The organism is Nocardia sp. NBC_01327, assembly GCF_035958815.1.
Taxonomy (GTDB): Bacteria; Actinomycetota; Actinomycetes; order Mycobacteriales; family Mycobacteriaceae; genus Nocardia.
Genome location: NZ_CP108383.1, coordinates 3,792,009 through 3,816,125, shown reverse-complemented (window position 1 = coordinate 3,816,125; position 24,117 = coordinate 3,792,009). Strand labels below are relative to the sequence as shown.

20 protein-coding genes are annotated in these 24,117 nt (G+C 67.0%); 7 read left to right on the top strand and 13 right to left on the bottom strand.

The features are described from left to right. From OG326_RS17155 to alaS, 4 genes are read right to left on the bottom strand one after another with little or no spacing between them, the layout of a single operon-like run. Window positions 1–825, bottom strand: coding sequence for a shikimate dehydrogenase (locus OG326_RS17155; protein ID WP_327145641.1), 825 nt, complete (start codon window positions 823–825; stop codon window positions 1–3). Further along, the gene (locus OG326_RS17150) at window positions 800–2,269 is read right to left on the bottom strand and encodes an endolytic transglycosylase MltG (protein WP_327145640.1); all 1,470 of its coding nucleotides are present in this window, start codon (window positions 2,267–2,269) and stop codon (window positions 800–802) included. The genes OG326_RS17155 and OG326_RS17150 overlap by 26 nt, the downstream gene beginning before the upstream one ends. After that, complete coding sequence (gene ruvX / locus OG326_RS17145) at window positions 2,266–2,841, bottom strand: Holliday junction resolvase RuvX (RefSeq protein ID WP_327145639.1); 576 nt, start codon at window positions 2,839–2,841, stop codon at window positions 2,266–2,268. Before ruvX ends, OG326_RS17150 begins: the two co-directional genes overlap by 4 nt. Then, window positions 2,841–5,507: an alanine--tRNA ligase gene (gene alaS, locus OG326_RS17140; protein WP_327145638.1), complete on the bottom strand. Its 2,667-nt coding sequence runs from the start codon at window positions 5,505–5,507 to the stop codon at window positions 2,841–2,843. The genes ruvX and alaS overlap by 1 nt, the downstream gene beginning before the upstream one ends. 68 nt (window positions 5,508–5,575) lie before the next feature. Here alaS and OG326_RS17135 point away from each other — a divergent pair, with 68 nt between their 5' ends. Both OG326_RS17135 and OG326_RS17130 read left to right on the top strand, forming a co-directional pair. Next, entirely contained in the window at window positions 5,576–6,238 is a 663-nt protein-coding gene (locus tag OG326_RS17135; protein WP_327145637.1) for a CatB-related O-acetyltransferase, read from the top strand. Window positions 6,239–6,365: 127 nt separating this feature from the next. Next, window positions 6,366–7,145: a VOC family protein gene (locus OG326_RS17130; RefSeq protein WP_327145636.1), complete on the top strand. Its 780-nt coding sequence runs from the start codon at window positions 6,366–6,368 to the stop codon at window positions 7,143–7,145. A gap of 10 nt (window positions 7,146–7,155) precedes the next feature. On the opposite strand, the gene OG326_RS17125 is transcribed toward OG326_RS17130, so the two are convergent. The 3 genes from OG326_RS17125 to OG326_RS17115 form a co-directional block, all read right to left on the bottom strand. Then, entirely contained in the window at window positions 7,156–7,731 is a 576-nt protein-coding gene (locus tag OG326_RS17125) for a Uma2 family endonuclease (RefSeq protein ID WP_327146508.1), read from the bottom strand. 127 nt (window positions 7,732–7,858) lie between these two features. Next, window positions 7,859–9,178, bottom strand: coding sequence for a replication-associated recombination protein A (locus OG326_RS17120; RefSeq protein ID WP_327146507.1), 1,320 nt, complete (start codon window positions 9,176–9,178; stop codon window positions 7,859–7,861). A 114-nt stretch (window positions 9,179–9,292) separates the two neighbouring features. Further along, window positions 9,293–10,462, bottom strand: a complete 1,170-nt coding sequence (locus OG326_RS17115) for a phosphotransferase family protein (RefSeq protein ID WP_327145635.1) — start codon at window positions 10,460–10,462, stop codon at window positions 9,293–9,295. 195 nt (window positions 10,463–10,657) lie between these two features. On the opposite strand from OG326_RS17115, the gene OG326_RS17110 reads away from it, so the two are divergent. After that, window positions 10,658–11,881: a hypothetical protein gene (locus tag OG326_RS17110; protein ID WP_327145634.1), complete on the top strand. Its 1,224-nt coding sequence runs from the start codon at window positions 10,658–10,660 to the stop codon at window positions 11,879–11,881. A gap of 64 nt (window positions 11,882–11,945) precedes the next feature. On the opposite strand, the gene aspS is transcribed toward OG326_RS17110, so the two are convergent. Next, window positions 11,946–13,733: an aspartate--tRNA ligase gene (gene aspS, locus OG326_RS17105; RefSeq protein ID WP_327145633.1), complete on the bottom strand. Its 1,788-nt coding sequence runs from the start codon at window positions 13,731–13,733 to the stop codon at window positions 11,946–11,948. Window positions 13,734–13,852: 119 nt separating this feature from the next. Between aspS and ypfJ the strand changes: the two genes are divergently transcribed. Both ypfJ and OG326_RS17095 read left to right on the top strand, forming a co-directional pair. Then, on the top strand, window positions 13,853–14,773 hold the full coding sequence (gene ypfJ, locus OG326_RS17100; protein ID WP_327145632.1) for a KPN_02809 family neutral zinc metallopeptidase: 921 nt from the start codon (window positions 13,853–13,855) through the stop codon (window positions 14,771–14,773). Window positions 14,774–15,023: 250 nt separating this feature from the next. Beyond that, entirely contained in the window at window positions 15,024–15,695 is a 672-nt protein-coding gene (locus OG326_RS17095; protein WP_327145631.1) for a hypothetical protein, read from the top strand. Between the two features lie 23 nt (window positions 15,696–15,718). Here OG326_RS17095 and OG326_RS17090 read toward each other — a convergent pair whose 3' ends face one another. The 4 genes from OG326_RS17090 to OG326_RS17075 all read right to left on the bottom strand — a co-directional run bounded on the left by OG326_RS17090 (window position 15,719) and on the right by OG326_RS17075 (window position 20,919). Continuing rightward, a complete protein-coding gene (locus tag OG326_RS17090; RefSeq protein WP_327145630.1) occupies window positions 15,719–16,798 on the bottom strand; it encodes a 2-oxoacid:ferredoxin oxidoreductase subunit beta in 1,080 nt (359 codons plus the stop codon). Further along, the gene (locus tag OG326_RS17085) at window positions 16,798–18,750 is read right to left on the bottom strand and encodes a 2-oxoacid:acceptor oxidoreductase subunit alpha (protein WP_327145629.1); all 1,953 of its coding nucleotides are present in this window, start codon (window positions 18,748–18,750) and stop codon (window positions 16,798–16,800) included. Before OG326_RS17085 ends, OG326_RS17090 begins: the two co-directional genes overlap by 1 nt. A gap of 131 nt (window positions 18,751–18,881) precedes the next feature. After that, a complete protein-coding gene (locus tag OG326_RS17080; RefSeq protein WP_327145628.1) occupies window positions 18,882–19,898 on the bottom strand; it encodes an Rv2578c family radical SAM protein in 1,017 nt (338 codons plus the stop codon). Between the two features lie 31 nt (window positions 19,899–19,929). Further along, on the bottom strand, window positions 19,930–20,919 hold the full coding sequence (locus OG326_RS17075; protein WP_327145627.1) for an NAD-dependent epimerase/dehydratase family protein: 990 nt from the start codon (window positions 20,917–20,919) through the stop codon (window positions 19,930–19,932). A 157-nt stretch (window positions 20,920–21,076) separates the two neighbouring features. On the opposite strand from OG326_RS17075, the gene OG326_RS17070 reads away from it, so the two are divergent. Beyond that, entirely contained in the window at window positions 21,077–21,406 is a 330-nt protein-coding gene (locus OG326_RS17070; protein WP_327145626.1) for a type VII secretion target, read from the top strand. Further along, window positions 21,403–22,956, top strand: a complete 1,554-nt coding sequence (locus tag OG326_RS17065; protein ID WP_327145625.1) for a hypothetical protein — start codon at window positions 21,403–21,405, stop codon at window positions 22,954–22,956. The genes OG326_RS17070 and OG326_RS17065 overlap by 4 nt, the downstream gene beginning before the upstream one ends. A 334-nt stretch (window positions 22,957–23,290) precedes the next feature. Here the strand turns inward: OG326_RS17065 and OG326_RS17060 are convergent, their stop codons facing one another. Next, window positions 23,291–24,040 carry an SDR family oxidoreductase gene (locus OG326_RS17060; protein WP_327145624.1) on the bottom strand — a complete coding sequence of 250 codons (750 nt, stop codon included), beginning with the start codon at window positions 24,038–24,040 and terminating at the stop codon, window positions 23,291–23,293. Window positions 24,041–24,117 lie beyond the last annotated feature (77 nt).

Here is a 24,117-nt window from a genome sequence, read left to right as displayed (position 1 = left end):
TCAGTCCTGCAGTGCCGCAGCCATTTCGGCGCGCGGAGCGGGCTTGCCCGTGAACTGTTCAACCTGGTCGTAAGCCTGATTCAGCAACATGTCGAGGCCACTGATCACGGTGTGCCCCGCGCGGGTGACCGCCTCCGCCAGCGGAGTGGGCCACGGGTTGTAGATGGCGTCGAGGACAACCGGGGCCTGGGCCACCGCGTCCGCGACGACGGCGGCCGCGGTCGCCGGGACCGTGCTCACCACGACATCGACATCCGAACACACGAAACCCAGGCTGTCCGGGTCGAATCCGATCACTTCGGCCGAGAGGCCCAGGCGCTCGGCCAGCTCCAGAGTGTCGGCCGCGCGGCCCGCATCACGGGCGACAATGGTGACCGTATGCGCGCCGAGTTCGGCCAGGGCCAGCAGCGCCGGACGCGCGGTGCCGCCCGCCCCGAGCACCACGGCCTTCGAAATCTCTTCGACGCCTGCGCCTTCCAGCGCACCGCGCACCCCGTCCACATCGGTGCAGTCGGCCCGCCACCCGGTATCGGTGCGCACCAGCGTATTCGCCGATCCGACGAGTTCGGCTCGCTCGGTGCGCTCATCGGCGTAGGCGAGGGCGGCGACCTTGCCGGGCATGGTCACCGACAGCCCGACCCATTCCGGGCCGAGGCCGTCGACGAAGCCCGGCAGCTGTTCGGCGGTGCACTCGACCCGCTCGTAGGTCCAGTCCAGGCCCAGTGCGCGATAGGCCGCCAGATGCAGCTGCGGCGAGCGCGAATGCGCGATCGGGCTGCCCAGAACGGCGGCCCGGCGGTTACCGTCCACTGTCGAGAATTCCACTCTGCCTGGCCTTTTCGATATTGCGCAGATGCTCGTTGTAGTTGTCGGTGAACAGGGTGGTGCCCTGCTTGTCGACGGTCACGAAGTACAGCCAGGTGCCCGGGGCCGGATTCTCCATGGCGCGCAACGCATCCAGCGACGGCGCGGAGATGGGGCTGACCGGCAGGCCCGACATGGCGTACGTATTCCACGGCGTCTTGCGATTGCGGTCGGCGTCGGTGGTGGCGACCTCGGTGCTGGGCAGCGTGTAGTTGACGGTGGAGTCGAACTGCAGCGGCTGCTCGGCCTTGAGCCGGTTCAGGATGACGCGCGCGACCTTGGACATGTCCTGTGGCAGGGCTTCGCGCTCCACCAGGGACGCGCCGATCAGCGTGTCGTAGGGCGAGAGACCGTTGGCGGCATTGGACTGCAGCAGGCCGGTCGATTCGTAGCTGGCGGCGCTCGCGGTCACCAGCTGCTTGAGAATCTGATCGGGCGCGGCGCTGGGATCGAAATCCCAGGTGCCCGCGGCGATCAGGCCCTCCAGCTGGCGCGAGCGATCGGGCACCGCGCGCACCCGGTCCAGGGCCCACGCCGGCACACCCAGCGCCGCCGGATCGGTCGTGGTGCCCGCTGCCTCGAGCTGGTCGTAGGTCACGCATTTGGCGGTGCTGCCGTCGCCGACGCAGCTGGCGTCGGCGATCTTGCGGTAGATGCCGTCCTTGCGCGCATTGGTCGTCACATCGGTGGAGTCGTGCAGCTGGCGGCCTTCGGAGATCACCACATTGCCGACCCGGGAGCTCTTGGTCACCAGCGCGACCACGGCATCGGAGCCCTTGCTGTGGCTCGGGATGGCGTAGTAGCCGGGCTGCACCGAATTCATATTGTCATTGCGCACGGCGGCCTCGTAGAAGGCCGCACTGCTGGCGACAACGCCCTTGGTGTGCATGGTTTCGGCGATCTGGGTGGCGGTATCGCCGGGCTTCACCTGCACCACCGCCAGTGGCCCCGGCGCGCCGGAGGCGTAGTCCTCGGCCGGGCTGAAGCGGTTCATGAACTTCCACGACGCGAAACCGGCTGCGCCGACGAACAATACGGCGAGCACCGCGCCGATGACCCACATATTGCGACGGCGGCGCTTGCGTTCGGCGGCCTTGCGGGAGGCGACACGCGAGCGCTTGGGGCGCTGCCCGCCCGAGCGGCCGCCGCCGCGCCCACCACTGCGCCCGCTCGTTGCCCGGGATCCGCGTGGTTTGGCGGGGCGCCCGCGATCGGCTCGCTGCGCCGGGCGGCGCGGCGGCTCCGGCTCGAGCGGGGGCTCCTCGTCCTCATCCTCGTAGCGCGGGATGACGGTGGTGTCGTCCTCGTAATCGTCGGCTTCCGACCATTCCAGATCGTCACGACGGTAGCGGTGTTCAGCGCTCTGCCGGTAGCGTTCCTCGGCTCGCGTCCAGCGGTCGGTCATGCAAGATCACCATCACCGCGCGGCTTCAATGCTGCACTCCGTTCGTCCAACCAACCCTGCAGGATCGACACGGCGGCCGCCTGATCGATGACCTGCCGCTGCCCGCGCGCGCGAACTCCACTGTCCCGCAACGCGCGTGCAGCAGACACCGTAGTCAAACGTTCGTCGGAAAGTCGCACCGGGATCGGAGCGACCAGGGTCCGCAAACGCCCCGCGAAGGTGGCCGCCAGCTTAGCCGAAGAGCCGCTCTCCCCGCGCAAGGTGCGCGGCAGGCCGACGATCACTTCGACGGCCTCGTACTCCCGCACAATCTCGGCAATCCGCGCGAGATCGGGCGAGAGGGCGCCGGGCGCGACCTTTTTGGCCTTCGGCACCGTCTCCACCGGGGTGGCGAGAATACCGTCCGGGTCACTGGAGGCGACGCCGATGCGGACGGTGCCGACATCGAGGCTGATACGCCGGCCACGACCCGGATCGTCCGCGCGGGTGGGCCGGTCCACGGGATACCCCGCGCTGTCGGCAGGGGTCCGGGCGTCGCCGCCCGGACCGTCCGAGGTTTCGGAATGGGACATCAGCCGGCGAGCTCGGCCACCTGCGCCCGCACGGCCGCCAGCCCGGCCTCGATACCGGACGGATCCGAACCCGCGCCCTGCGCCATCTCCGCCTTACCGCCACCGCGGCCATTGATCTTCGGCCCGAAGCCGGCGACCAGGTCACCGGCCTTGACGCCGACATCCTGCGCGGCCTTGGTCACCGCGACCACGAACGGCACCTTGCCCTCGTCATTGCCCAGCAGCACCACGATGGCGGGCTCGGAACCGAAGCGGCCCTTGATATCCACGACCAGCGTGCGCAGATCACCGGCACCGACGCCCTTCGGCGCGGCGGCGGCCACCAGCAGCACCTTGCCGATGCGCTGCGCCTGCTCCACGAATGTGCCCGCCTGAGACAGCACGGCCGCGACCTTGGTGCGCTCGAGTTCCTTCTCGGCAACCTTCAGGCGCTCCACCAGCTGCTCGACCCGCCCCGGGACCTCTTCCGAGGGCACCTTCAGCGCGGAGGCCACACCGGCCAGCAGCGCCCGCTCCTTGGCGAGGTACTTGTAGGAGTCCAGGCCCACAAAAGCTTCCACGCGGCGCACACCCGAACCGACCGACGACTCGCCCAGCAGGGTGATCGGGCCGATCTGCGAGGAGTGCTGTACATGGGTGCCACCGCACAGCTCCATGGAGAACGGGCCGCCGATCTCCACCACGCGCACCTCGTCGCCGTAGTTCTCGCCGAACAGCGCCATGGCGCCCATCTTCTTCGCCGACGGCAGATCGGTGACGAACGTGTTCACCGTGAAGTCGTCGGCCACAGCATCATTGGAGATGGCCTCGATATCGGCCTTCTGGCCTTCGGAAAGCGCGCCCTGCCAATTGAAGTCGAAACGCAGGTAGCCCGGCTTGTTGAGCGAACCGGCCTGAACGGCGTTGGGGCCCAGCACCTGTCGCAGCGCGGCATGCACCATATGCGTGCCGGAGTGACCCTGGGTCGCACCGCGCCGCCAGGACGGATCGACGGCGGCGAGCACGGTATCGCCCTCGGCGAGCTGACCTGCCTCGAGGGTGGTCTTGTGCACCCACACCTTCTTGGCGATCTTCTGCACATCGTTGATGCGCGCCTTCATCGCATGCGAAGAGGTCAGGCTGCCGCGATCGGCGATCTGACCACCGGATTCGGCGTACAGCGGCGAGCGGTTCAGAATGACCTCGACGTCCTGCCCGATCTCCGCGACCGGCACCCGCACACCATCCTTGATGATGGCGAGAACCGTTGCCTCGGTGGACAGTTCATCGAAACCGGTGAACTCGGTGGCGCCGCGATCGACGAACTCCTTGTAGATCGTCAGATCCGCGTGCGCGTGCTTGCGGGACTGCGCGTCCTCCTTGGCGAGCTTGCGCTGCTCGGCCATGAGGGAGCGGAAACCCTCCTCGTCCACCGAAAGCCCGGCCTCGGAAGCCATTTCCAGGGTCAGGTCGATCGGGAAGCCGAAGGTGTCGTGCAGCAGGAACGCCTCGGTGCCGCTGATCGTCTTGCCGCCCTGAGCCTGTACCTCGCTGACGGCGTCGTCGAACAGTTTGGAACCGGTGGTGAGCGTGCGCAGGAACGCGCTCTCCTCGCCGACGGCCACGGTTTCGATGCGCTTGAAGTCGGTGGCCAGCTCCGGGTACGACGGGGCCATGAGGTCGCTGACGACCTTCATGAACTCGCCCATGACCGGCTGGTCCGCGCCGAGCAGGCGGGCCGAGCGGACGATGCGCCGCAGCAGCCGGCGCAGCACGTAGCCGCGGCCGTCATTGCCCGGGTTCACGCCGTCGGCAATGAGCATGGCGCCGGTGCGGGCGTGGTCGGCGATGACGCGGAAGCGCACATCGTCGGCGTGCTCGACACCGTAGTTGCGGCCGGTCAGCTCCTCGGCCTTGGTGATGATCGGGCGCAGCAGATCGGTCTCGTAGACATTGTCGACACCCTGCAGCAGGAATGCGACACGCTCGACGCCCATGCCGGTGTCGATGTTCTGCTTGGGCAGCGGGCCCAGGATCTCGAAGTCGTCCTTGCTCCGGCCCTCGCCACGCTCGTTCTGCATGAACACGAGGTTCCAGATTTCGAGGTAGCGATCCTCGTCGGCCTCCGGGCCGCCCTCGATACCGAATTCGGGGCCGCGGTCGAAATAGATCTCCGAGCACGGGCCGCACGGGCCGGGGATGCCCATGGACCAGTAGTTGTCGGCCATACCGCGGCGCTGGATGCGCTCGGACGGCATACCGAGCTCGAGCCAGATCTGCTCGGCCTCGTCGTCATCGAGGTAGACGGTGGCCCACAGCTTTTCGGGGTCGAAGCCGTAGCCGCCGTCCTCGACGCTGTCGGTCAGCAGCGACCAGGCGAAGGCGATGGCCTCACGCTTGAAGTAGTCGCCGAAGCTGAAATTGCCGGCCATCTGGAAGAAGGTGTTGTGGCGGGTGGTGACGCCGACATTCTCGATATCGCCGGTGCGCACGCACTTCTGCACGCTGGTAGCTCGCGCCCAGGGCGGAGTCTGCTGACCGAGGAAATACGGGACGAACTGGACCATGCCTGCATTGACGAACAGCAGGTTGGGGTCGGCCAGGATCAGCGAGGCACTGGGAACCTCGGTGTGTCCGGCACGGACGAAATGCTCCAGGAAGCGTCGGCGAATCTCGTGGGTCTGCACAGATATCAAGCCTACCGGTCCCGGTCCAGCGGGTTTCCGCCGACCACCGGGCGATAGATACCATCGCGATGGTGACTGTGATCCCGGACCCATCGACCCCGTTCCCGCTGCCGCACACGGATCGGACGGTCTATCTGAAACCGCACATCACCTCGGCCAGTATCGAGGTCGGCGACTACAGCTATTTCGACGATCCCGTCGCGGCGACGGAGTTCGAGGCCAATAACGTCCTCTACGCCTTCGGCCCGGAAAAGCTGATCATCGGCAAGTTCTGCGCCCTGGCCACCGGCACCCGCTTCATCATGGCCGGCGCCAATCACGCCACCGCGGGCGTCTCGACGTTCCCGTTCACCATCTTCGGCGGGACCTGGGCCGAGCAGACCATGGACATCATCACGTCGATCCCGAGCAAGGGCGACACCGTGGTCGGCAATGACGTGTGGTTCGGCTACAACTCGCTGATCATGCCCGGCGTGCGCATCGGTGACGGCGCGATCATCGCCACCGGCTCGGTGGTCACGGCCGATGTGCCGCCGTACACGATCGTCGGCGGTAATCCGGCCAAGCCGGTCAAGCAGCGCTTCGACGATGCCGAGGTGGACCTGCTGCTGCGCGCGGCCTGGTGGAACTGGCCCATCGAACTGGTCACCGAGCACGTCCGCGTCATCATGGCGGGCACACCGAAGGAGATCGGACAGATCGCCCGCGAAAACGGCCTCCTCGCAGACTGAATCGAGACCGCCCGGTCGCGAGGTGACTTCGGGAGATATCCGGACATGCGGGACGGCGAGTTCTAGGCTCGCGGTGTCGGCTCAGTGGGCCGCGAGCCGGCACCTTCCGCCCCGAGAGGAGTCGGCCATGCCGAACATGAGCTCGTACGCACCGGGCGTGCCCAATTGGGTAGACCTGGCCACCACCGATATCGACGCAGCCAAGAATTTCTACGGCGACCTGTTCGGCTGGCAGCCCAATGTCTCGCCGGATCCGCAGTACGGCGGCTACACCATGTTCACCCTCCCCGGCGAGGCGGGCGGCGAGGTGGCCGCCGCCATGACGATCATGAATCCGGCCCAACCGCCCGCCTGGACCGCCTACGTCAATGTCCTCGACGCCGATGCCACGGCCAAAGCCGTACAAGCCGCCGGCGGCCAGCTGTTCATGGAACCCATGGATGTGCCCGAGCAGGGCCGGATGGTCGTCTTCGCCGATACGCAGGGCGCGGTCATCGCCGGCTGGCAACCGTACGGATTCAAGGGCGCGGGCGTCGTCAACGAGCCGAACAGCTGGTGCTGGAGCGAGCTCAACTGCCGGAATATCGAGCCCGCCAAGGCTTTCTACGCCGAAGTCTTCGGCTGGGAGAGCTCGACCGCCGCCTTCGGCAGCACCACCTACACCGAGTTCAAGGTCGGCGGAAACTCCATCGCGGGCATGATGCAGATGGACGAGAACTGGCCACCCGACGTGCCGTCACACTGGATCAACTACTTCGCGGTGAGCGATGCCGACGCGATCGCGGCGAAAACCGCCGAACTCGGTGGCACCGTCGCCGTCCCGCCCACCGATATGACCATCGGCCGCTTCGCCATCCTCAGCGATCCGCAGGGCGCGAACTTCGCCATCATTCGCCTCGCCGGCTGAGCACTCGCAGTCAGCGAACCCATTCCTTCAACGGCTCGGTATCCAACGTGAAATCGACGGGAGCCGGCAATTCGACCTGCTCGCCGAACGGCAGCCGGCTGATCGACGAGTACACGCCATGAACTGGTCGGCTGTAGACGAGCACCTCGCAGGCATCCCTGTCGATCAAAAGATAGACAGGGATGCCGGTTTCGGCGTATGCACGTGGCTTCTCCACCCGATCGCGTCGATCCGTATCGGAATCGAAGGATGTCACCTCTACCACCATCAGGACCGGGTCAGGGTTCTTCCACACCGGCTGACCGGTGAAGGAGCGGATGGGCGCGAGAATCCCGTCGGGAATCGCACGACCACCTCGATATGCCTCCACCTTCAGCTCGGTGCCCGGGTACATGGACAGATCCGGTCTGCTCAGAATGAAGTGCCTGATCAACCACTGGATGATCTCGACGTGATCGCCGTCCGGCACCGGCTTCGCCCCCAACTTGCCGTAGATGAACTCGAGCTTGATCCCCTCGCCGGCGCGACGCGCTAGACGCGCGAGTTCTTCGAAATCCTCGACAAGCATCTGTGGTCGATCCGCCATAGCTGTCACCGAATCCCTCCGTTCTACTGGGGGCCGTGGATTCACCGACACGGACTACCCTATTTCCCCAGTGTGACGTGTAGCCATCGTTTCAGATCGACTCGCACCGCGACACGCAGGAACTCTGCTACCGGCCGCGGACTATGCGGCGGAGTTTGGTGACGCGGGGGCCCACTTCGCGTTCGTAGCCGTGGTCGGTGGGGTTGTAGTAGTCGGTGCCGACCAGTTCGTCGGGTGGATACTGTTGTGCGAGAACACCATCCGGGTGGTCGTGGGGGTATTTGTAGCCCTGGGCGCTGCCCAGGGCGGCGGCGCCCGGGTAGTGGCCGTCGCGCAGGTGCGGGGGTACCGCTCCGGCTTTGCCTGCGCGGATGTCGGCCATGGCCGCGCCGATGCCCTTCACGACCGCACCGGATTTGGGAGCGGTCGCGATGTGGATGGTGGCGTGGGCGAGGGCCAGTTGGGCCTCGGGCATACCGACCAGTTGCACGACCTGGGCGGCGGCCACCGCGGTTTGCAGGGCGGTGGGGTCGGCCATGCCGACCTCCTCGCTGGCCTGAATCATCAAGCGGCGGGCGATGAATCGCGGATCTTCACCCGCGCTGATCATGCGGGCGAGGTAGTGCAGGGCGGCATCGACATCAGAACCGCGCAGGGATTTGATGAAGGCGCTGATGACGTCGTAGTGCTGATCACCGGCGCGGTCGTAGCGGACCGCGGCCTTGTCGACGCTGGCCTCGACCAGCTCGACCCCTACCTTGCCGTCGAGGGAGGATTCGGCCGACGCCTCCAGGGCCGTGAGCGAGCGCCGGGCGTCACCGCCCGCAATGCGCACGATGTGGTCGAGGGCCGCATCGGTCACCGTGTATTCGCCCGCGAGACCACGCGGATCTTCGATGGCGCGGGTGAGCACGGTGCGAATATCGTCCTCGGACAGCGACGTCAGCTGCAGGACGAGTGAACGGGACAGCAGCGGCGACACCACTGAGAAGGACGGGTTCTCGGTGGTCGCGCCGACCAGCAGCACAATGCGGTTCTCGACCGCGGCCAGCAGCGCGTCCTGCTGGGTCTTCGAAAAGCGGTGCACCTCATCGATGAAGAGCACGGTCTGCTCCCCCACGGTGAGCCGGCGGCGTGCGAGATCGATGACCCCGCGCACCTCTTTCACTCCGGCGGACAGCGCCGAGAGCGCCTCGAAGCGGCGGCCGGTGGATTGCGAGATGAGCGAGGCGAGCGTCGTCTTACCGGTCCCCGGCGGCCCGTAGAGCAGCACCGAAGCCGCACCGGAACCCTCGATGAGCCGGCGCAGCGGCGAGCCGGGGCCGAGCAGATGCTCCTGGCCCACCACCTCGTCCAGATTTCTCGGGCGCATGCGCACGGCCAGCGGCGCGAATCCCTCGCGGCCCGCCGGCGGTGTCGCCTCGAACTCGTCGGACACGTCCTCCATCCCTGGCGCTTCGAACAACCCGTCACTCACCACGCGACCGTACCGCCCGCCCACGACAGGAACGGTGAAGGCCGGGGTCCACGTGGGATCCCGGCCTTCACCGTCGAATCGAATCTATTCTTCCCAGTGCTCTTCGAGCGTCGCCGAGACGTGCTCGGCGAAATCACCGAGCGAATCGTCACCCGTGCAGCGGGCATCCTCGGCGAGTGCGGCCCAGCGGTTGATCAGCGCCGCCGACCGCGGAATCGACAGTCCGTGCTCGCGAGCCGCCGCGATGCGGGTGTGGTCCGCGGGCAGGAACCAGTAGGTGGAGAGCCAGACCCAGATCAGCCGCGCCTCGAGAATGCGCTCGGCGAGCACATCGTCGTCGGCGAGAGCCGGCCAGACCGCGACCACTTCCGAGCGCCAGGCCTCGACCATCTGCCGGGCACGTTCCCGGGAGAGTTCGAAGTCGCAGAGACAGCCGGGGAAAGAGACCAGGGCGTAGGCGATATCGAGGGTGGCATCACGGAAACCACCCCACTCGTAGTCCAGGAAACGCGCACCCTCGTCATTGAGGATGACATTGTCCGGACACAGATCGGACGGGCTGAAGGCGCGATAGCGCCCGGCGGAGAACAAGCGGTTACCACGAACGATGCGCTCGGCGATCTCGCCGGGGACCTCTATGCCGAGCTCGTGCTGCAGCATGACGGGGACATCGGAGACCGAGGATTCGGCCTGCTGGGCAATGCCGTCCACCCGATGCACCACGTCGACGCGGCGTAGCAGGGCGACAAAATCGGCCTCGCGACCGACGGTGGCAGCGTGCATGCGACCCAATGCCTGCGCGAATGCCATGAGCGAATTGCGCCCGGCCGGCTCGGCTCCGGCCTGCAAGACGGCCGTGAGCGAGGTGTTCTCCCCGAGGTCGCTGAGGATGAGCAGCCGATCGGGCAGGCTGTAGCCGAGTAGGTAGGCCCCGGGTCTGTGGTCGCGCCCGAGCGCCGTGGTGAATTGGTAGGAAACCGCCTCACGCAAGAATGCGGAGTCGATGCTGGCCACACCGGGCGCCATACCCCCGGTGCGTCGTTCCTGCGCGCTGCCGCGTACCTGCTTCACTATGAGAGTGCGCGGAAGTGAGAAAGCGTTCTCCGCTACACGCACGCGTAGCACCGTCGTTCTACCACTGCCGCTGAGTTCAATGGGATCGCTCAGCTTTACCGCAGCACCCATTCGCTTTGTGAGCAACTGTTGTGCCGCGTACACGACTTCGGCGGCGCGTTCGGCCAATAGTGCGGTCATCGGTTCCCAAGTTACTCGCACCAGGTCACTTTCAGCGAGCGGTTGCGCAACCTTTCGCGCGTCGTCCGGCGTGTCTGGGTGCCGGGTTTGCCCACACGGCGCTGGTTGCTTGACACAACCAGGACCGTCGAGTTGTCTCATGTTCAACTGCTGTGTGTCACACCGTAAACCGGGAAATGTGAAAGGCTCGCGACCATGACCGGCACGCCGCCCTCCGCACCGAACGCACCCTCCGGCGATAATCCGGGCGAGGAGGGCGGCGGGCAGTACACGGCCCGGCCCGGAGCCCATCAAAACCCCGAGCCACCACCGCATTCCGGTGCGCCCGAACAGGGTCCGGGACACGGTCGCCACGAGTTGCCCGGGCTCGCCGGATATCCGCAATTCAGCGGGCCGGGCGCCGCGCAGTACGGCAGCGAGGCCGTGGAACCACCGCCTCCGCTGCCCCCGCAGTCGGGCGCGCCGGGATCGCAATCGGGATACGCCCCGTCCGGCGGTATACCGCAGCAGGGCGGGTACACACCGCAGCCCGGCGGGTACGCGCCGCAACAGGGTTCACCTCAGCAGGGCGCTTACGCACCTGGGCAGGGCGGACCTCAACAGGGTGGTTACGCACCCCAGGGCGGACCCCAGCAGGGCGGTTACGCACCGCAGCAAGGTGGTTACGCACCGCAACAGGGTGCGCAGCAAGGCGATTACGGCCAGCCGCCGAGTGGTTACGGACAGGCGCCGGGCGCGGTGCCGCCAGGTGGACAGCAGCCTTCCGAGCCGCAGTCCTCGAACTACGAGCATCCCCCGATCAGTCTCAATGTGGGTCGCGCCATCTCCTACGGCTGGGATCGCTTCCGCGCCAATCCGGTTCCGTGGATCGGCATGGTGCTGGTCGGATTGATCGCCTGGCTGGTGGTCACCCTGCTGGTGAATATCGTTGACGTGCAATCGCTCACGGGCGTGCTGCTGCTGTTCATCGTGGCGGCCCTGGTGATGTGGCTGCTGCAGGCGGCGATGATCCGCGGTGCACTCTACGAAACCGACGGCACCCCACCGGATTTCTCGGGCTTCTTCGGATTCGTGAATGCCGGCAGTGTGCTGATCACGGCGCTCATCGTCTTCGTGGCCTGTCTGATCGCCTCGATGCTGTGCGTGTTCCCGGTGGTCATCGTCGGCGTGCTGTGCATGTTCGCACTGCATTTCGTGATCGATCAGGAGATGGATCCGCTCACCGCCATCAAATCCAGTGCCCAGCTGGTGATCTCGAATGCCCTGCAGGTGATCCTGCTGGCCCTGGCCGTACTGGTGATCACCTTCGTCGGCGCGCTGCTGTGCGGCCTGGGCCTGCTCGTCGCCGGCCCGGTCACGGCCATCGCGATCACCTACGCCTACCGCACGCTCACCGGCCGCCTGGTCGTGCAGTACTAGGTACCGACAGAAAAGCACCGGCCGGTATCGAGATACCGGCCGGTGCTTCTGGTTGGCGCCGAGACTACTTGTCCTTCACCGGGTTACCGTCGGCGTCCAGCTTCACGTCCAGTCCCGCGTCGCGGCGCTGCACGGGCGTGATCGGGGTGGGCGCGTCGGTGAGCGGATCCACGCCGCCGCCCGACTTCGGGAAGGCGATGACGTCGCGGATGGAGTCCACACCGGCCAGCAGCGCGGTGATGCGGTCCCAGCCGAAGGCGATGCCGCCGTGCGGGGGCGCGCCGTAGGAGAAGGCGTCGAGCAGGAAGCCGAACTTGTCCTGCGCCTCCTCCTCGCTGATGCCCATCACCTTGAACACCCGCTCCTGCACATCGCGGCGATGGATACGGATGGAACCGCCGCCGATCTCATTGCCGTTGCAGACGATGTCGTAGGCGTAGGCCAGCGCCGAACCCGGATCGGTGTCGAAGGTGGCGAGCGAATCGGGCTTGGGCGAGGTGAACGCGTGGTGCACCGCGGTCCAGGCCGAATGGCCGAGTGCCACATCGCCACTCGCGGTGGCGTCGGCGGCGGGCTCGAACATGGGGGCGTCGACGATCCAGACGAAGGCCCACTCGTTCTCGTCGATGAGCTCGCACTTGCGGGCGATCTCACCGCGCGCGGCACCGAGCAGGGCGCGCTGCGACTTGGCGTCACCGGCACCGAAGAACACGCAGTCACCGGGGTTGGCGCCGACGTACTTGGCCAGACCCTCACGCTCGGCGTCGGTCAGGTTCTTGGCGACCGGACCACCGAGGGTGCCGTCCTCCTGAATGAGGATGTACGCCAGACCCTTGGCGCCGCGCTGCTTGGCCCACTCCTGCCAGGCATCGAGCTGACGCCGCGGCTGCGACGCACCGCCCGGCATGACGACCGCACCGACGTAGGGCGCCTGGAACACCCGGAACGGGGTGTCCTTGAAGTACTCCGCCATCTCGGTGATCTCGATGCCGAAGCGCAGATCGGGCTTGTCGGAACCGTAGCGGCGCATGGCTTCCGCGTAGGTCATGTGCGGAATCGGCGTGGTGATCTCGTGGCCGATGAGCTTCCACAGCGCGACCAGGATGTCCTCGGCCAGGAGGATGACATCCTCCTGGGTCACGAAGCTCATCTCGATATCGAGCTGGGTGAACTCCGGCTGGCGGTCGGCGCGGAAGTCCTCATCGCGGTAGCAGCGCGCGATCTGGTAGTACCGCTCGATGCCGGCGACCATGAGCAGCTGCTTGAACAGCTGCGGGGACTGCGGCAGCGCGTAGAACTTACCGGGCTGCAGGCGCGCCGGAACCAGGAAGTCGCGTGCGCCCTCCGGGGTGGACCGGGTCATGGTCGGGGTCTCGACCTCGACGAAGGCGTGATTGCCGAGCACCTCGCGGGCGGCGGCACTGACCTTGGACCGCAGCCGCAGCGCATGCGCCGGGCCTTCGCGGCGCAGATCCAGGTAGCGGTACTTGAGGCGGGCCTCTTCGCCGGGCTCGTCATCGAGCTGGAACGGCAGCGGCGCGGCCTCGTTGAGGACCTCGAGTTCGGTGACATTGACCTCGATGGCGCCGGTCGGCAGATTCGGGTTCTCGCTGCCGGCCGGTCGATTCTCGACCACACCGGTGACCTTCACGCAGAACTCGTTGCGCAGCTTATGGGCCTGTTCGGCGGGGACGCCCTCACGGAAGACGGCCTGCGACACGCCCGAAGCATCACGCAGATCGATGAAGATCACGCCACCGTGGTCTCGCCGTCGGGCCACCCATCCGGTGAGGGTGACAGTCTGACCGGCGTGCTCGCTTCGCAGCGAACCAGCCAAGTGGGTGCGCAGCACTGGATTCCTTTCGACGGGCTCGAAGCACCGGCGGGGTGGGCCGGGTGCGCTCCCATCGTAGTGAGACACGTATTCCGAGAGGAAACCGATATCCGCGCGGCCGTGCCAAGCTAGTGCCCATGACCTTCAACGAGGGCCTGCAGATCGACCCGAACCGGGTCTCGGGCGGCAGCGGCGGACCGGGTATGGGCGGCGGAATAGCCCTCGGGGGCGGCGCCCTGGGCATCGTGGTGCTCATCGCCACACTGCTGCTGGGGGGCGATCCCGGCAGTGTCCTCGGACAGTTCACCGGCGCCCAGAGTCAATCGCAGGGCGCGGCGCAAACGCCCGAGCACTGCAAGACCGGCGCGGACGCGAACAAGTACGCGGACTGCCGCGTGATCGCGACGGTCCAGAGTCTGGACGCGGTGTGGGGCACCGAGCTGGCCAAGCAGACCAATAAGCAGTACACCGAACCGAGGGTGCGACTGTTCTCCGGCGCGGTGAACACCGGCTGCGGGCAGGCGTCCTCGGCGGTCGGCCCGTTCTACTGCCCCGCCGACCAGACCGCCTACTTCGATGTCAGCTTCTTCCAGGAGCTGAAGGATCGCTTCGGCGCGAGCGGCGGCCCGCTGGCGCAGGAGTACGTGGTGGCACACGAGTTCGGGCACCACATTCAGAACCTGCTCGGCGATATCGGCCGCGCGCAGCGTGATCCGCGAGGTCCGGAGTCCGGCGCGGTCCGCACCGAACTGCAGGCCGACTGCTACGCGGGCGTCTGGGCGTACTACGCCGATAAGCTACCCATGCCCGGCACCAACCAGACGTTCCTGAATCCGTTGACGGACAATGATATCCGTGACGGCCTCTCGGCGGCCTCGGCTGTCGGTGACGACCGCATCCAGAAGGCGTCGACCGGTAAGGTCAACCCCGAAGCCTGGACCCACGGCTCCTCCGACGAGCGGCAGAAGTGGTTCCTCTCCGGCTACAAGACCGGACAGGTCAATATGTGCGACACCTACTCCGCCCGCGACCTCGGCAACCCGCCCGGCCTCCGCTGATCGATCCTCGTCATCCCGGCATGTTTTCGGCCGGGATCCACACCCGAAGCACCCCAACACGTTTCGGCCCGCCTCCGCCGTGACACATCGGCCCCGCTCTTGACATGCTGTCGGTGACCGATGCCCGCACAGGGCAGAATCACGGACGGCGGGCGTTCGCCCCGCGCGGGAGCTCGGAGGGGTGCTGATGCAAAGACTCGGCGAGACACGCAGATTCGGTCGAACAGCGTTCGGCACAGGACTGCGTGGCATGGTGACCGCGTTGGCGACAGCCGTATTACTCACCGGCACCATAGGTTTCGCGCAGGCCGACGATCCCGCTCCCCCGCCACCCGCCGAACCCGCTGTCGCCGCGCCGCCGCTCACCGGCGCGCCCGGCCCGGCCCCGGCGGCGCCTTCGTCCGCACCGCCCGTTGCGCCCGTCACGCCGGTGGCCCCGGACCAGCCCGCGCCCGTGACCACTACGCCCGGCGCCGAACCCGCTCCGCCGGCGCCGGTTTCGCCCGCACCGTCTACCGCGCCCAACACCCAGAAGCCCTGGTCCACGGTCTTCCTGCTGACGTCCATGCCGAACAGCTGGGAGAACATCGGCAATCCGCAACCGGCGCTGGAGATCTGGGCCGATGGCCGGGCGATCGAGCGGCGCAATGGCCAGGAGATCTACGGCAGGGTGGCGGCGGAGGCGACGACGGCGGCCGCGACCGAGGTGCGGTCCTTGGCGCTGGCGGATATGGGCACGGCGAATCTGACCGATCAGGGGGCGGCGATCATCGATTTCATGCCGGCGCCGCCTGATGAGGATGTGCATCTGGTCGTGTACAGCCCGGGGGCGGTCGACGGGCTCACCGACGATCAGAAGGCGTGCCGCCAGCGCTTCACCGAGGTGTTCCAGCGCCTGCTGAATGCCTTCGTCGCCTCCTGATCGCGATGGTCCGATGCGAAAGGTCAGCCGACCGTCCAGGTTTCACGACCGGTGAGCAGCTGCTGCAGCGAATTCTCGTGCACTGGTTTATGTTCCACCGCTGTCGCGAGCTGGGCGCGAACGCCGTCGTCGTAGGTGGATCGATTCACGCTGCGGAAGACGCCGGTCACCACGTGTGACAGGTCCTGATCCGAGAGCCGGGAGAGGGCGTAGGCGTATTCGGGATTGTCGGTGTAGGCGTCGTGCACCACGATGTCGGCCTCGGCGACGGTGGCGGTGGGCGCGACTCGCAGTCCGAAACCATTGCGCACCACCGCGAATTCACTCTCGGCCCCGAAGCGGATGGGCTCACCGTGCCGCAGCCGGATGAGATGCGATTCGGCATTGTCACGGCGCAGGGCGTCGAAGGAGCCGTCATTGAAGATCGGGCAGTCCTGCAGGATCTCCACGAACGAGGTCCCGCGATGCGCGGCGGCGGCGCGCAGCACCTCGTTGAGACCGGTCCGGTCGGAGTCCAAAGCCCGTGCGGCGAAGGTGGCTTCGGCGCCGAGCGCGATCGAAAGCGTATTGAACGGGTGGTCCACCGACCCCATCGGCGTCGACTTGGTGACCTTCCCGGTCTCGGAGGTCGGCGAGTACTGCCCCTTGGTGAGGCCGTAGATCCGGTTGTTGAACAATAGGATCGTCATATTCACATTGCGCCGCAGCGCGTGAATGAGGTGATTGCCGCCGATGGACAGCGCATCACCGTCACCGGTCACCACCCACACCGACAGATCCGGCCGGGTCACGGCCAGTCCGGTGGCGATCGCGGGCGCACGACCGTGGATCGAGTGAATCCCGTACGCCTCCAGGTAATACGGGAACCGGCTGGAGCAGCCGATGCCGGAGACGAACATCAGGTTCTCGCGCTTGAGCCCCAGATCGGCGAGGAATCCGCGCACCGTGGCGAGAATGACGTAGTCACCACACCCGGGGCACCAGCGCACCTCCTGATCGGTGGTGTACTCCTTGGCCTTCTGCGGCCCGTCGGCGCGGGGCACACCCGACAGTCCGGTGAGCCCGAGATCGGCGCCGACAAGCGGGTTTTCAAGGATGGTCATCACTTACCCCCAGTTGTGCGGTAGGTCGCCCGTGCCCGGGCGGTGAAGGCCTTGTTCTGCTCCATCTCGGTAATGGAGCCGTCCAGGGCCGCGTCGATGACGCCGACGAGCTCCTGGGCCGAGAAGGCGAGACCGGCGATCTTGGTCCACGGCTGGACGTCCACCAGGTAGCGGGCGCGCAGCAGCATGGCCAGCTGACCGCCGTTCATCTCCGGCGCGACCACGGTGCGATAGCGCTTCAGTACGTCACCGAGGTTGGCGGGGAACGGATTCAGATGCCGCAGATGCGCCTGCGCCACCGGTACGCCGCGGCGGCGGGCCCGCCGGCACGCCTCGCCGATCGGCCCGTAGGAGCTGCCCCAGCCCAGCAGCAGCAGTTCGGCCTTGCCGTCCGGATCGTCGACCTCGAGGTCGGGCACGGTGATGCCGTCGATCTTGGCCTGCCGCAGCCGGACCATGAGTTCGTGATTGGCCGGCTCATAGGAGATATTGCCACTGCCATCGGCCTTTTCGAGCCCACCGATGCGATGTGCGCGGCCGACCGTGCCCGGTACCGCGAGCGGCCGGGCCAGGGTCTCCGGATCGCGAGCGTAGGGCTCGAACGAATCGTCCTCCGCACCAGCGGGTTCGAAGCCGGGATCGATGGGCGGCAGGTCGGAAACCTGCGGAATCGACCAGGGCTCGGACCCATTGGCAATGGCGCCGTCGGAGAGCACCAGCACCGGGGTGCGGTAGGTGAGCGCGATGCGCGCCGCCTCGACCGTGGTGTCGAAACAGTCGGCGGGCGAGCGCGGGGCCAGCACGGCCACCGGCGATTCGCCATTGCGCCCGAACAGCGCCTGCAGCAGATCGGCCTGCTCGGTCTTGGTCGGCAGACCGGTCGAGGGCCCACCGCGCTGCACATCGATGATCAGCAGCGGCAATTCGGTCATGACCGCGAGTCCGATGGTCTCGCTCTTGAGTGCGAGTCCGGGCCCGGAGGTGCTGGTGACGCCGAGCGCCCCGCCGAGTGAAGCACCCAGTGCCGCACCGATTCCAGCGATCTCGTCCTCGGCCTGGAAGGTGGTGACGCCGAAGTTCTTGTGTTTGCTCAGTTCGTGCAGGATGTCCGAGGCCGGGGTGATCGGGTAGGTGCCCAGGAAGACCGGCATTCCGGCGAGTTGTCCGGCGGTGACCAGGCCGTAGGCGAGCGCGGTATTGCCGGTGATCTGCCGGTAGGTGCCGGCGGGCAGCGTCGCGGGCGCAATCTCGTAGGTGGTGGCGAAGGATTCGGTCGTCTCGCCATAATTCCAACCTGCCCGGAATGCGAGGATATTCGCTTCGGCGACATCCGGCGTGGACGCGAATTTCTCCCGCATGAACGTTTCGGTGCCGCCCAGCGGCCGCCCGTACATCCAGGACAGCAATCCCAGCGCGAACATATTCTTCGCGCGCTGCCCATCCTTTTTGCCCACACCGGTCGGTTCGGTGGCGGCCAGCGTCAGCGAAGTCATGGGCACCCGGTGCACCACAAAATCGGACAAACTCTCATCGCCGAGCGGATCGGCGGCGTACCCGACCTTGGCGAGATTGCGTTTGGTGAATTCGTCGGTATTGAGGATCAGGGTCGCACCGCGCGCCAGATCCTCCAGATTCGCCTTCAGGGCCGCGGGATTCATCGCCACCAGCACATCGGGCTGGTCACCGGCGGTGAGGATATCGTAGTCGGCGATCTGGATCTGGAACGAGGAGACACCGGGCAGCGTGCCCTGTGGTGCGCGGATCTCGGCGGGAAAGTTGGGCTGGGTGGCGAGGTCATTGCCGAATGCGGCGGCCTCGTGCGTGAATCGATCACCGGTGAGTTGCATACCATCACCGGAGTCACCCGCGAAGCGAATTACAACCTTTTCCAATTTCTCTGCGGCGCCACCGTTTCCGGTTGTCGCCACCGATTCATCACGCTGCGAAACCATGCGCCTGCATCACTTCCTCGTCCCGTGAGAGGTACCAACGCCAAAGTACTCCGCTCTATTCGCGGCACGCCCGCGAAGTGAGCAGTGAGATATGCGGAGATTGCAGAGATCGGAGAGAGTCGCAGCGAGCGTCAGGCGAACAGTGCCAGCTGCGGGTCGGGCGTCTGCGACAGCACGGCAGGCGCCTCGGGCTCGGCCGGCTGTTCGCGATTCAAACCATGTTTTTCCAACAGCGGATCGATCCGGCCGCGTAGCCACGCGGAGTACTCCGGAGTCACCGAGGTTCCGCGACCATACAGCGTGCGATAGCGCCGCAGCAGCGCCGGGTGCTGTTCGGCGAGCCAGGTCAGGAACCAGCCACGGGTGCTGCCGCGCAGATGCATCGGGAAAGCGACGGCGCTCGCCGCTCCGGCGTCGGCAATGGCCTGGAAGATCTCTTCGAGGTGGGCGCGACTGTCGGTGAGATACGGAATGATCGGCGCCACCATGACATTCACGTCGAAGCCGGCATCGGTGAAGGCGCGCACCAATTCCAGCCGCGCCCGCGGCGACGGTGTGCCGGGCTCGAGACTGCGATGCAGCTCCGGATCCAGAATGGCGATGGAGACGGCAAGATGCACCGGCACCTGCCGCGCTGCCTGAGTCAGCAGCGGCAGATCCCGGCGCATGAGAGTGCCTTTGGTGAGAATGGAGAACCCGGTGCCCGATTCGGTGAGCGCGCCGATGATGCCCGGCATGAGCCGGTAGCGACCCTCGGCGCGCTGATACGGGTCCGTATTCGTGCCCAGCGCAACGGGTTCCCGATGCCAGGAGCGTTTGTGCACCTCACGGCGCAGCACCGCGGCGACATTGGTCTTAACCACGATCTGATTGTCGAAGTCGTCGCCGGCGTCCAGATCCAGATACTCGTGCGTGCCGCGCGCGAAGCAGTAGCGGCACGCATGCGAGCATCCGCGCATCGGGTTGATGGTCCAGCCGAACGGCAGGGCGCCGCCGTCGGGCACCTTGTTCAGAGCGCTCTTGCAGAGCACCTCGTGGAACGTGATGCCCTCGAACTCCGGAGTCTGTACGCTCCGTACGAATCCCGCGCGTTCGAGTCCGGGCAGCGCGCCGTCATCGGCACCGAGGGTCTGGCTTTGCCACCGCACCACCCAAGTCGAACACTTGTTCTACCAGGTGTCAAGCGATCTTCTGCGTGTCGACCTTGATGCTCTGCCCGTTGTAGAAGGCGATCAGGTCGCGCACGGTCTCCGCGGCGGGCCGCGGCCGGTAGCCGAGTTCGGCTGTGGCCTTGTCGTGTTCGACGATCGGCGCCGCCAGCAGCGCGCCCATGGAAGCCTTCGAGATGCGGTCGCTGCCGAGCGCCTTCGCGACCGGTTCCATGACCGGCATGAGCGAGTTGATGAACTTGGCCGGAATGGCGAAGGCAGGCTTCATCCGCCCATTGATCTCCGCGGCGAGCCGGGTGGCGTGGAGCATATTGGTGAAGTGGCCGCCGAGCAGGTAGTTCTCACCGGTCTTGCCGCGCTCGCCGGCCAGGATCAGGCCGCTGGCGACATCGCGCACGTCGACGAGGTCGAAACCGCCGCTGATCATGACGGGCACCCGCCCGCGCGCGGCGTCCCACAGGGTGACGTTGATACGGGAGCCGGTGTTGTCGACCGGACCGTACACACCGGTCGGGTTGCACACCACGGCATCCAGGCCCTTGTCGATGACCTTGCGCAGCTCGATCTCGCCCTGCCACTTGGACCGGTCGTAGACGGGCAGCTCGGGATCGATGGAGCGCGGCGAACGCTCGTTGATGTGACCGCCACAGGTGTACTGGTTGAACGCGTGAATCGAACTGGTGTGCACCATGCGGCGCGCGCCGACCGCGAGCGCGGCCTCGGCGACGGTGCGCACACCCTCGGTGTTGATCCGCCACGCCACATCGTTCTTGTGCGCGAGGGTGATGAGTGCGACCAGGTGATACACGACCTCGGCGCCGTCGAGCGTGCTGCGCATCGAGGCGGGATCGAGCACATCGCCGCTGACCCAGGTGACACCGGGGGTGTCCGTGGTGGGCCGGACGCGATCGATGGCAGTCACCTCGTGACCGCGATCCGTAAGCTGGCGAAGCAAGTTGGTGCCAAGGAACCCGGCAGCGCCGGTGACTGCGACCTTCATGAGTTGAAGAATATAGAACTTGTTCTAATTTGCAAGAACGGCCGGGCCGCGAACCGGGAGCGCTCCCACCTGCGGCGTGGGGGCATACGGCACGCCGGGGTGGACGCTGAGTGCGTTATATTCGCAACCGCATGTTCACGACGATTGGGGGGCACTGATGGCCGATCTGTCGGTCGATACCGATGCGGTACGCACCTTCGCCGCGACACAGGACGGCGTGGCCGGCGATATCACCGCCACCGGCGGGCTGGACACCGCCTCCCACGTCGCCGCCATGACGCCGGTCTTCGGGCTCATCGGGGCGGATTTCCTGGCCAGTTTCGCGGTCGCCGAACTATTGCACGACAGGGATATCAACGCGCTCTCGGCGCGCTTCTCACACCTCGGGCAGGCCGCCTTCGGCTCGGCCGCCACCTACGACTCCACCGACGGATCCTTCGCGGACGGGCTGGGCACGGTCGCGGGTCAGATCGGTAGCCAGGCATGAGGGCGCTCGATTCCGGGGTGATCAGCGCGCCCGCGCAGCCGATCGCAGCCGGACAGGATGTAGCCCGCGCAGTACCCTCCGGCACCTTGCTCGATCTGCCCCTGGGCCCGCTCCCCGCCGATATTCCAGGGTTCGAGGCACCGGAATTCGCCTTGTCCCGCAAGGAATTCGAGCAGCAGGGCACACCGCTGTCCGGTGGTTTGCCGGGCGGTGCGCACGGTGGCGACACCCATGCGGCCTCGGCGCTGGAGGGCGCTCTGTCCCCCGCCCTCGATTCCGCGCACGGCGTGCTGTCGGGCGCACAGCGGGCGCTGGCCGATGCCCAGGGTGTGCTCGGCAATGCCCAAGCCGCGCTGAGCAATGCGCCTGCCGCGCTCCATGCCGCGCAGGCCGCGTTCACCCAGGGCTCGATCGCTCCGGTGCTGCCGCCGCTGTCCGCGGATCCGGTCGGCGATCTCATGAAGGGTTTGCCGGTTCCGGCCGTTCCGGGTCTCGACGCACTGTTCAAACCATTCCTGGATCTGATCAACAGTTTCGGCACCGGGGTGCTGGGCACGCTGAATCCGGCCTCGCTGCTGAGTCAGGGCTCGAAGTTCATCGAGAGCGCGGTCCAGGTCGGCAGCGGTGCGCTCAAAACGGTCGAGGGGCTCTGGCAGGGCCAGGCGTCGAGCACCGCGCAGTCGGCGGGTCAGCAGGCGCAGAACCACGGCCACGAGACCAGCCAGCGCGGTGTCGATCTGTCGGCGATCACCCAGCAGGCCGCGGCGGTGGTGCAGCGCGGCAATATCCAGCTCACCGCCATCGCCCAGTCCTTCGCCGCGCAGGCGACCGCACTCGCCCCGGTGGCCCTGACGCCCCCGGGCCAGACCGCGCTCATCGCCGCGGCGACCGAACACCTCGGCTCCGCCATCACGGTCGTGAACGTCACCCACGGCGAATTGTCCGGCTACACAGCGCAACTCAACGGCATCATCGCCCAACTGGCCGGTCAGAACGGCGCACCCAACCCCGCCGAGGTCGCCCAGTCCCTCGCGCAGAATGTCGGCCAGCCGATTCTCGAGCAGGCCAAATCGCTCCTGGAAGGCGTGGCGAACCAGTCGGCCACCGACCCCGCAAAATTCGATCCGGCCTCGGGCCTCGACACCAAGGCCGCAGGTCTCGGTGAAGGCGGCGGTGGCGGCGCAGGTGCAGGTGGCGGCGCAGGCGGTGCCGGTGGCGGCGGCTTGGGCGGCAGCCTCCCGTCGGTCCCCGGCGGCCCCGGCTCCTCGATCCCCGGCGGCCGAATTGCCGCCCAGGCCAACCCTTTCGGCTCTGGCGCTCCCGGCATGGGTGGCGTCGGCGGCCCCGGCAGCCCGGGCTTCATGGGCTCCCCCGGCGGCGGCGCGGGCGGCAAGGGCGGCGGCAGCGATCAGCCGCACTCCCGCACCGTCCAGCCCTACCAAAACGTCTCCGGCGAAAGCGAACTCACCAGCGATCTCGGCGCTTCCGGCCCCGGCGTCATCGGCCAGGCCGACGAGATCTCCGGCGACTTCGACAGCGATAACGCGTGATTCGATCCCCGAGCCGGGCGATGAACAAGCACTGACCCGTGCAGTAGCGGAAAACTGTGGGCCGCAACGCGCTTCAGGCCCACCGGGAACGACCTTCTACCTGGCACTCGCGCCCAGGGTGACGTACGGCGGCATGCCACTACCCGGAGCCCAGGCACCTCGACACCGTCCGAGATTGCGTTTCACACGGCCCGGTGACTCCGGTAGGGGGTGATGCCGCGGCCATCGGAGTAGCTGCTCCGAGACCGCGGCATCGTTGGTGCCGAGCCGATCCGCAGTACACCCCGCGGGCTCAACCACCGTTCGTGGCGCCGGGTCGTGCCCGGCGTGGGGATCAGACTGCCGTCGGACGGACCTGCGCGTCAATTCCGCCGTCGATGACGAACTGGGCGCCGTGGATGAAACCGGCGTTCGCGCCGAGCAGGTACTGGATCAGGGAGGCGATTTCCTCCGGAGTTCCGTTGCGGCCGATGGGAGCAACAAAATTGCGGATGGCATCGCCGTAGCGGGGGTCGTCGAGGCCGGCCTGCAGGAGCGGGGTGTTCACACTACCGGGGGCGACGGTATTGAGGCGGACGCGGGCGGCGCCCCATTCGACGGCGCGCTGGCGGACGGCGACGGTGACGGCGTTCTTGGAGGAGGCGTAGGCGTACTGGCCCGCGAAATCGCCTGCCTGCGCGAAGGCTTCGGCCTCGGTGCCCAGATTGATCGGGTTCTCGGCCCACGGGATGTGGGTGGAGGCGACAGAGGAAACCACCACGGCCGCAGGCGATTCGCCCTTCTGCAGGGCGGGGAAGAGCGCGTCGAGGAAGGCGATGGTGGCGCGGTAGTTGATCTCGACGACGAAATTCGGATCGGGGACCTGCGGGCCGACGCCGGCGCAGAGCACCAGCCCGTCCAGCACGCCGCCGGAGCGCTCCAGCACCGTCTCGACGGCGGCCGCGCGGGCGACCGGATCGGTGAGGTCGGCGGTGACGTCGGCATTGCGCAGATCGATGCCGATGATGTCGTGTCCCGCCGCGGCGAGCGCGGCGGCGGTGGCCGCTCCGATGCCCGAGCCGGATCCGGTGATGGCAATGGTCATGACAGCGATTAGAACAAGGTCCAGATTGCCGGGGCAACCCTTTGGGCGAGCGATCTCAGCTACCGAGACCCCCGGGG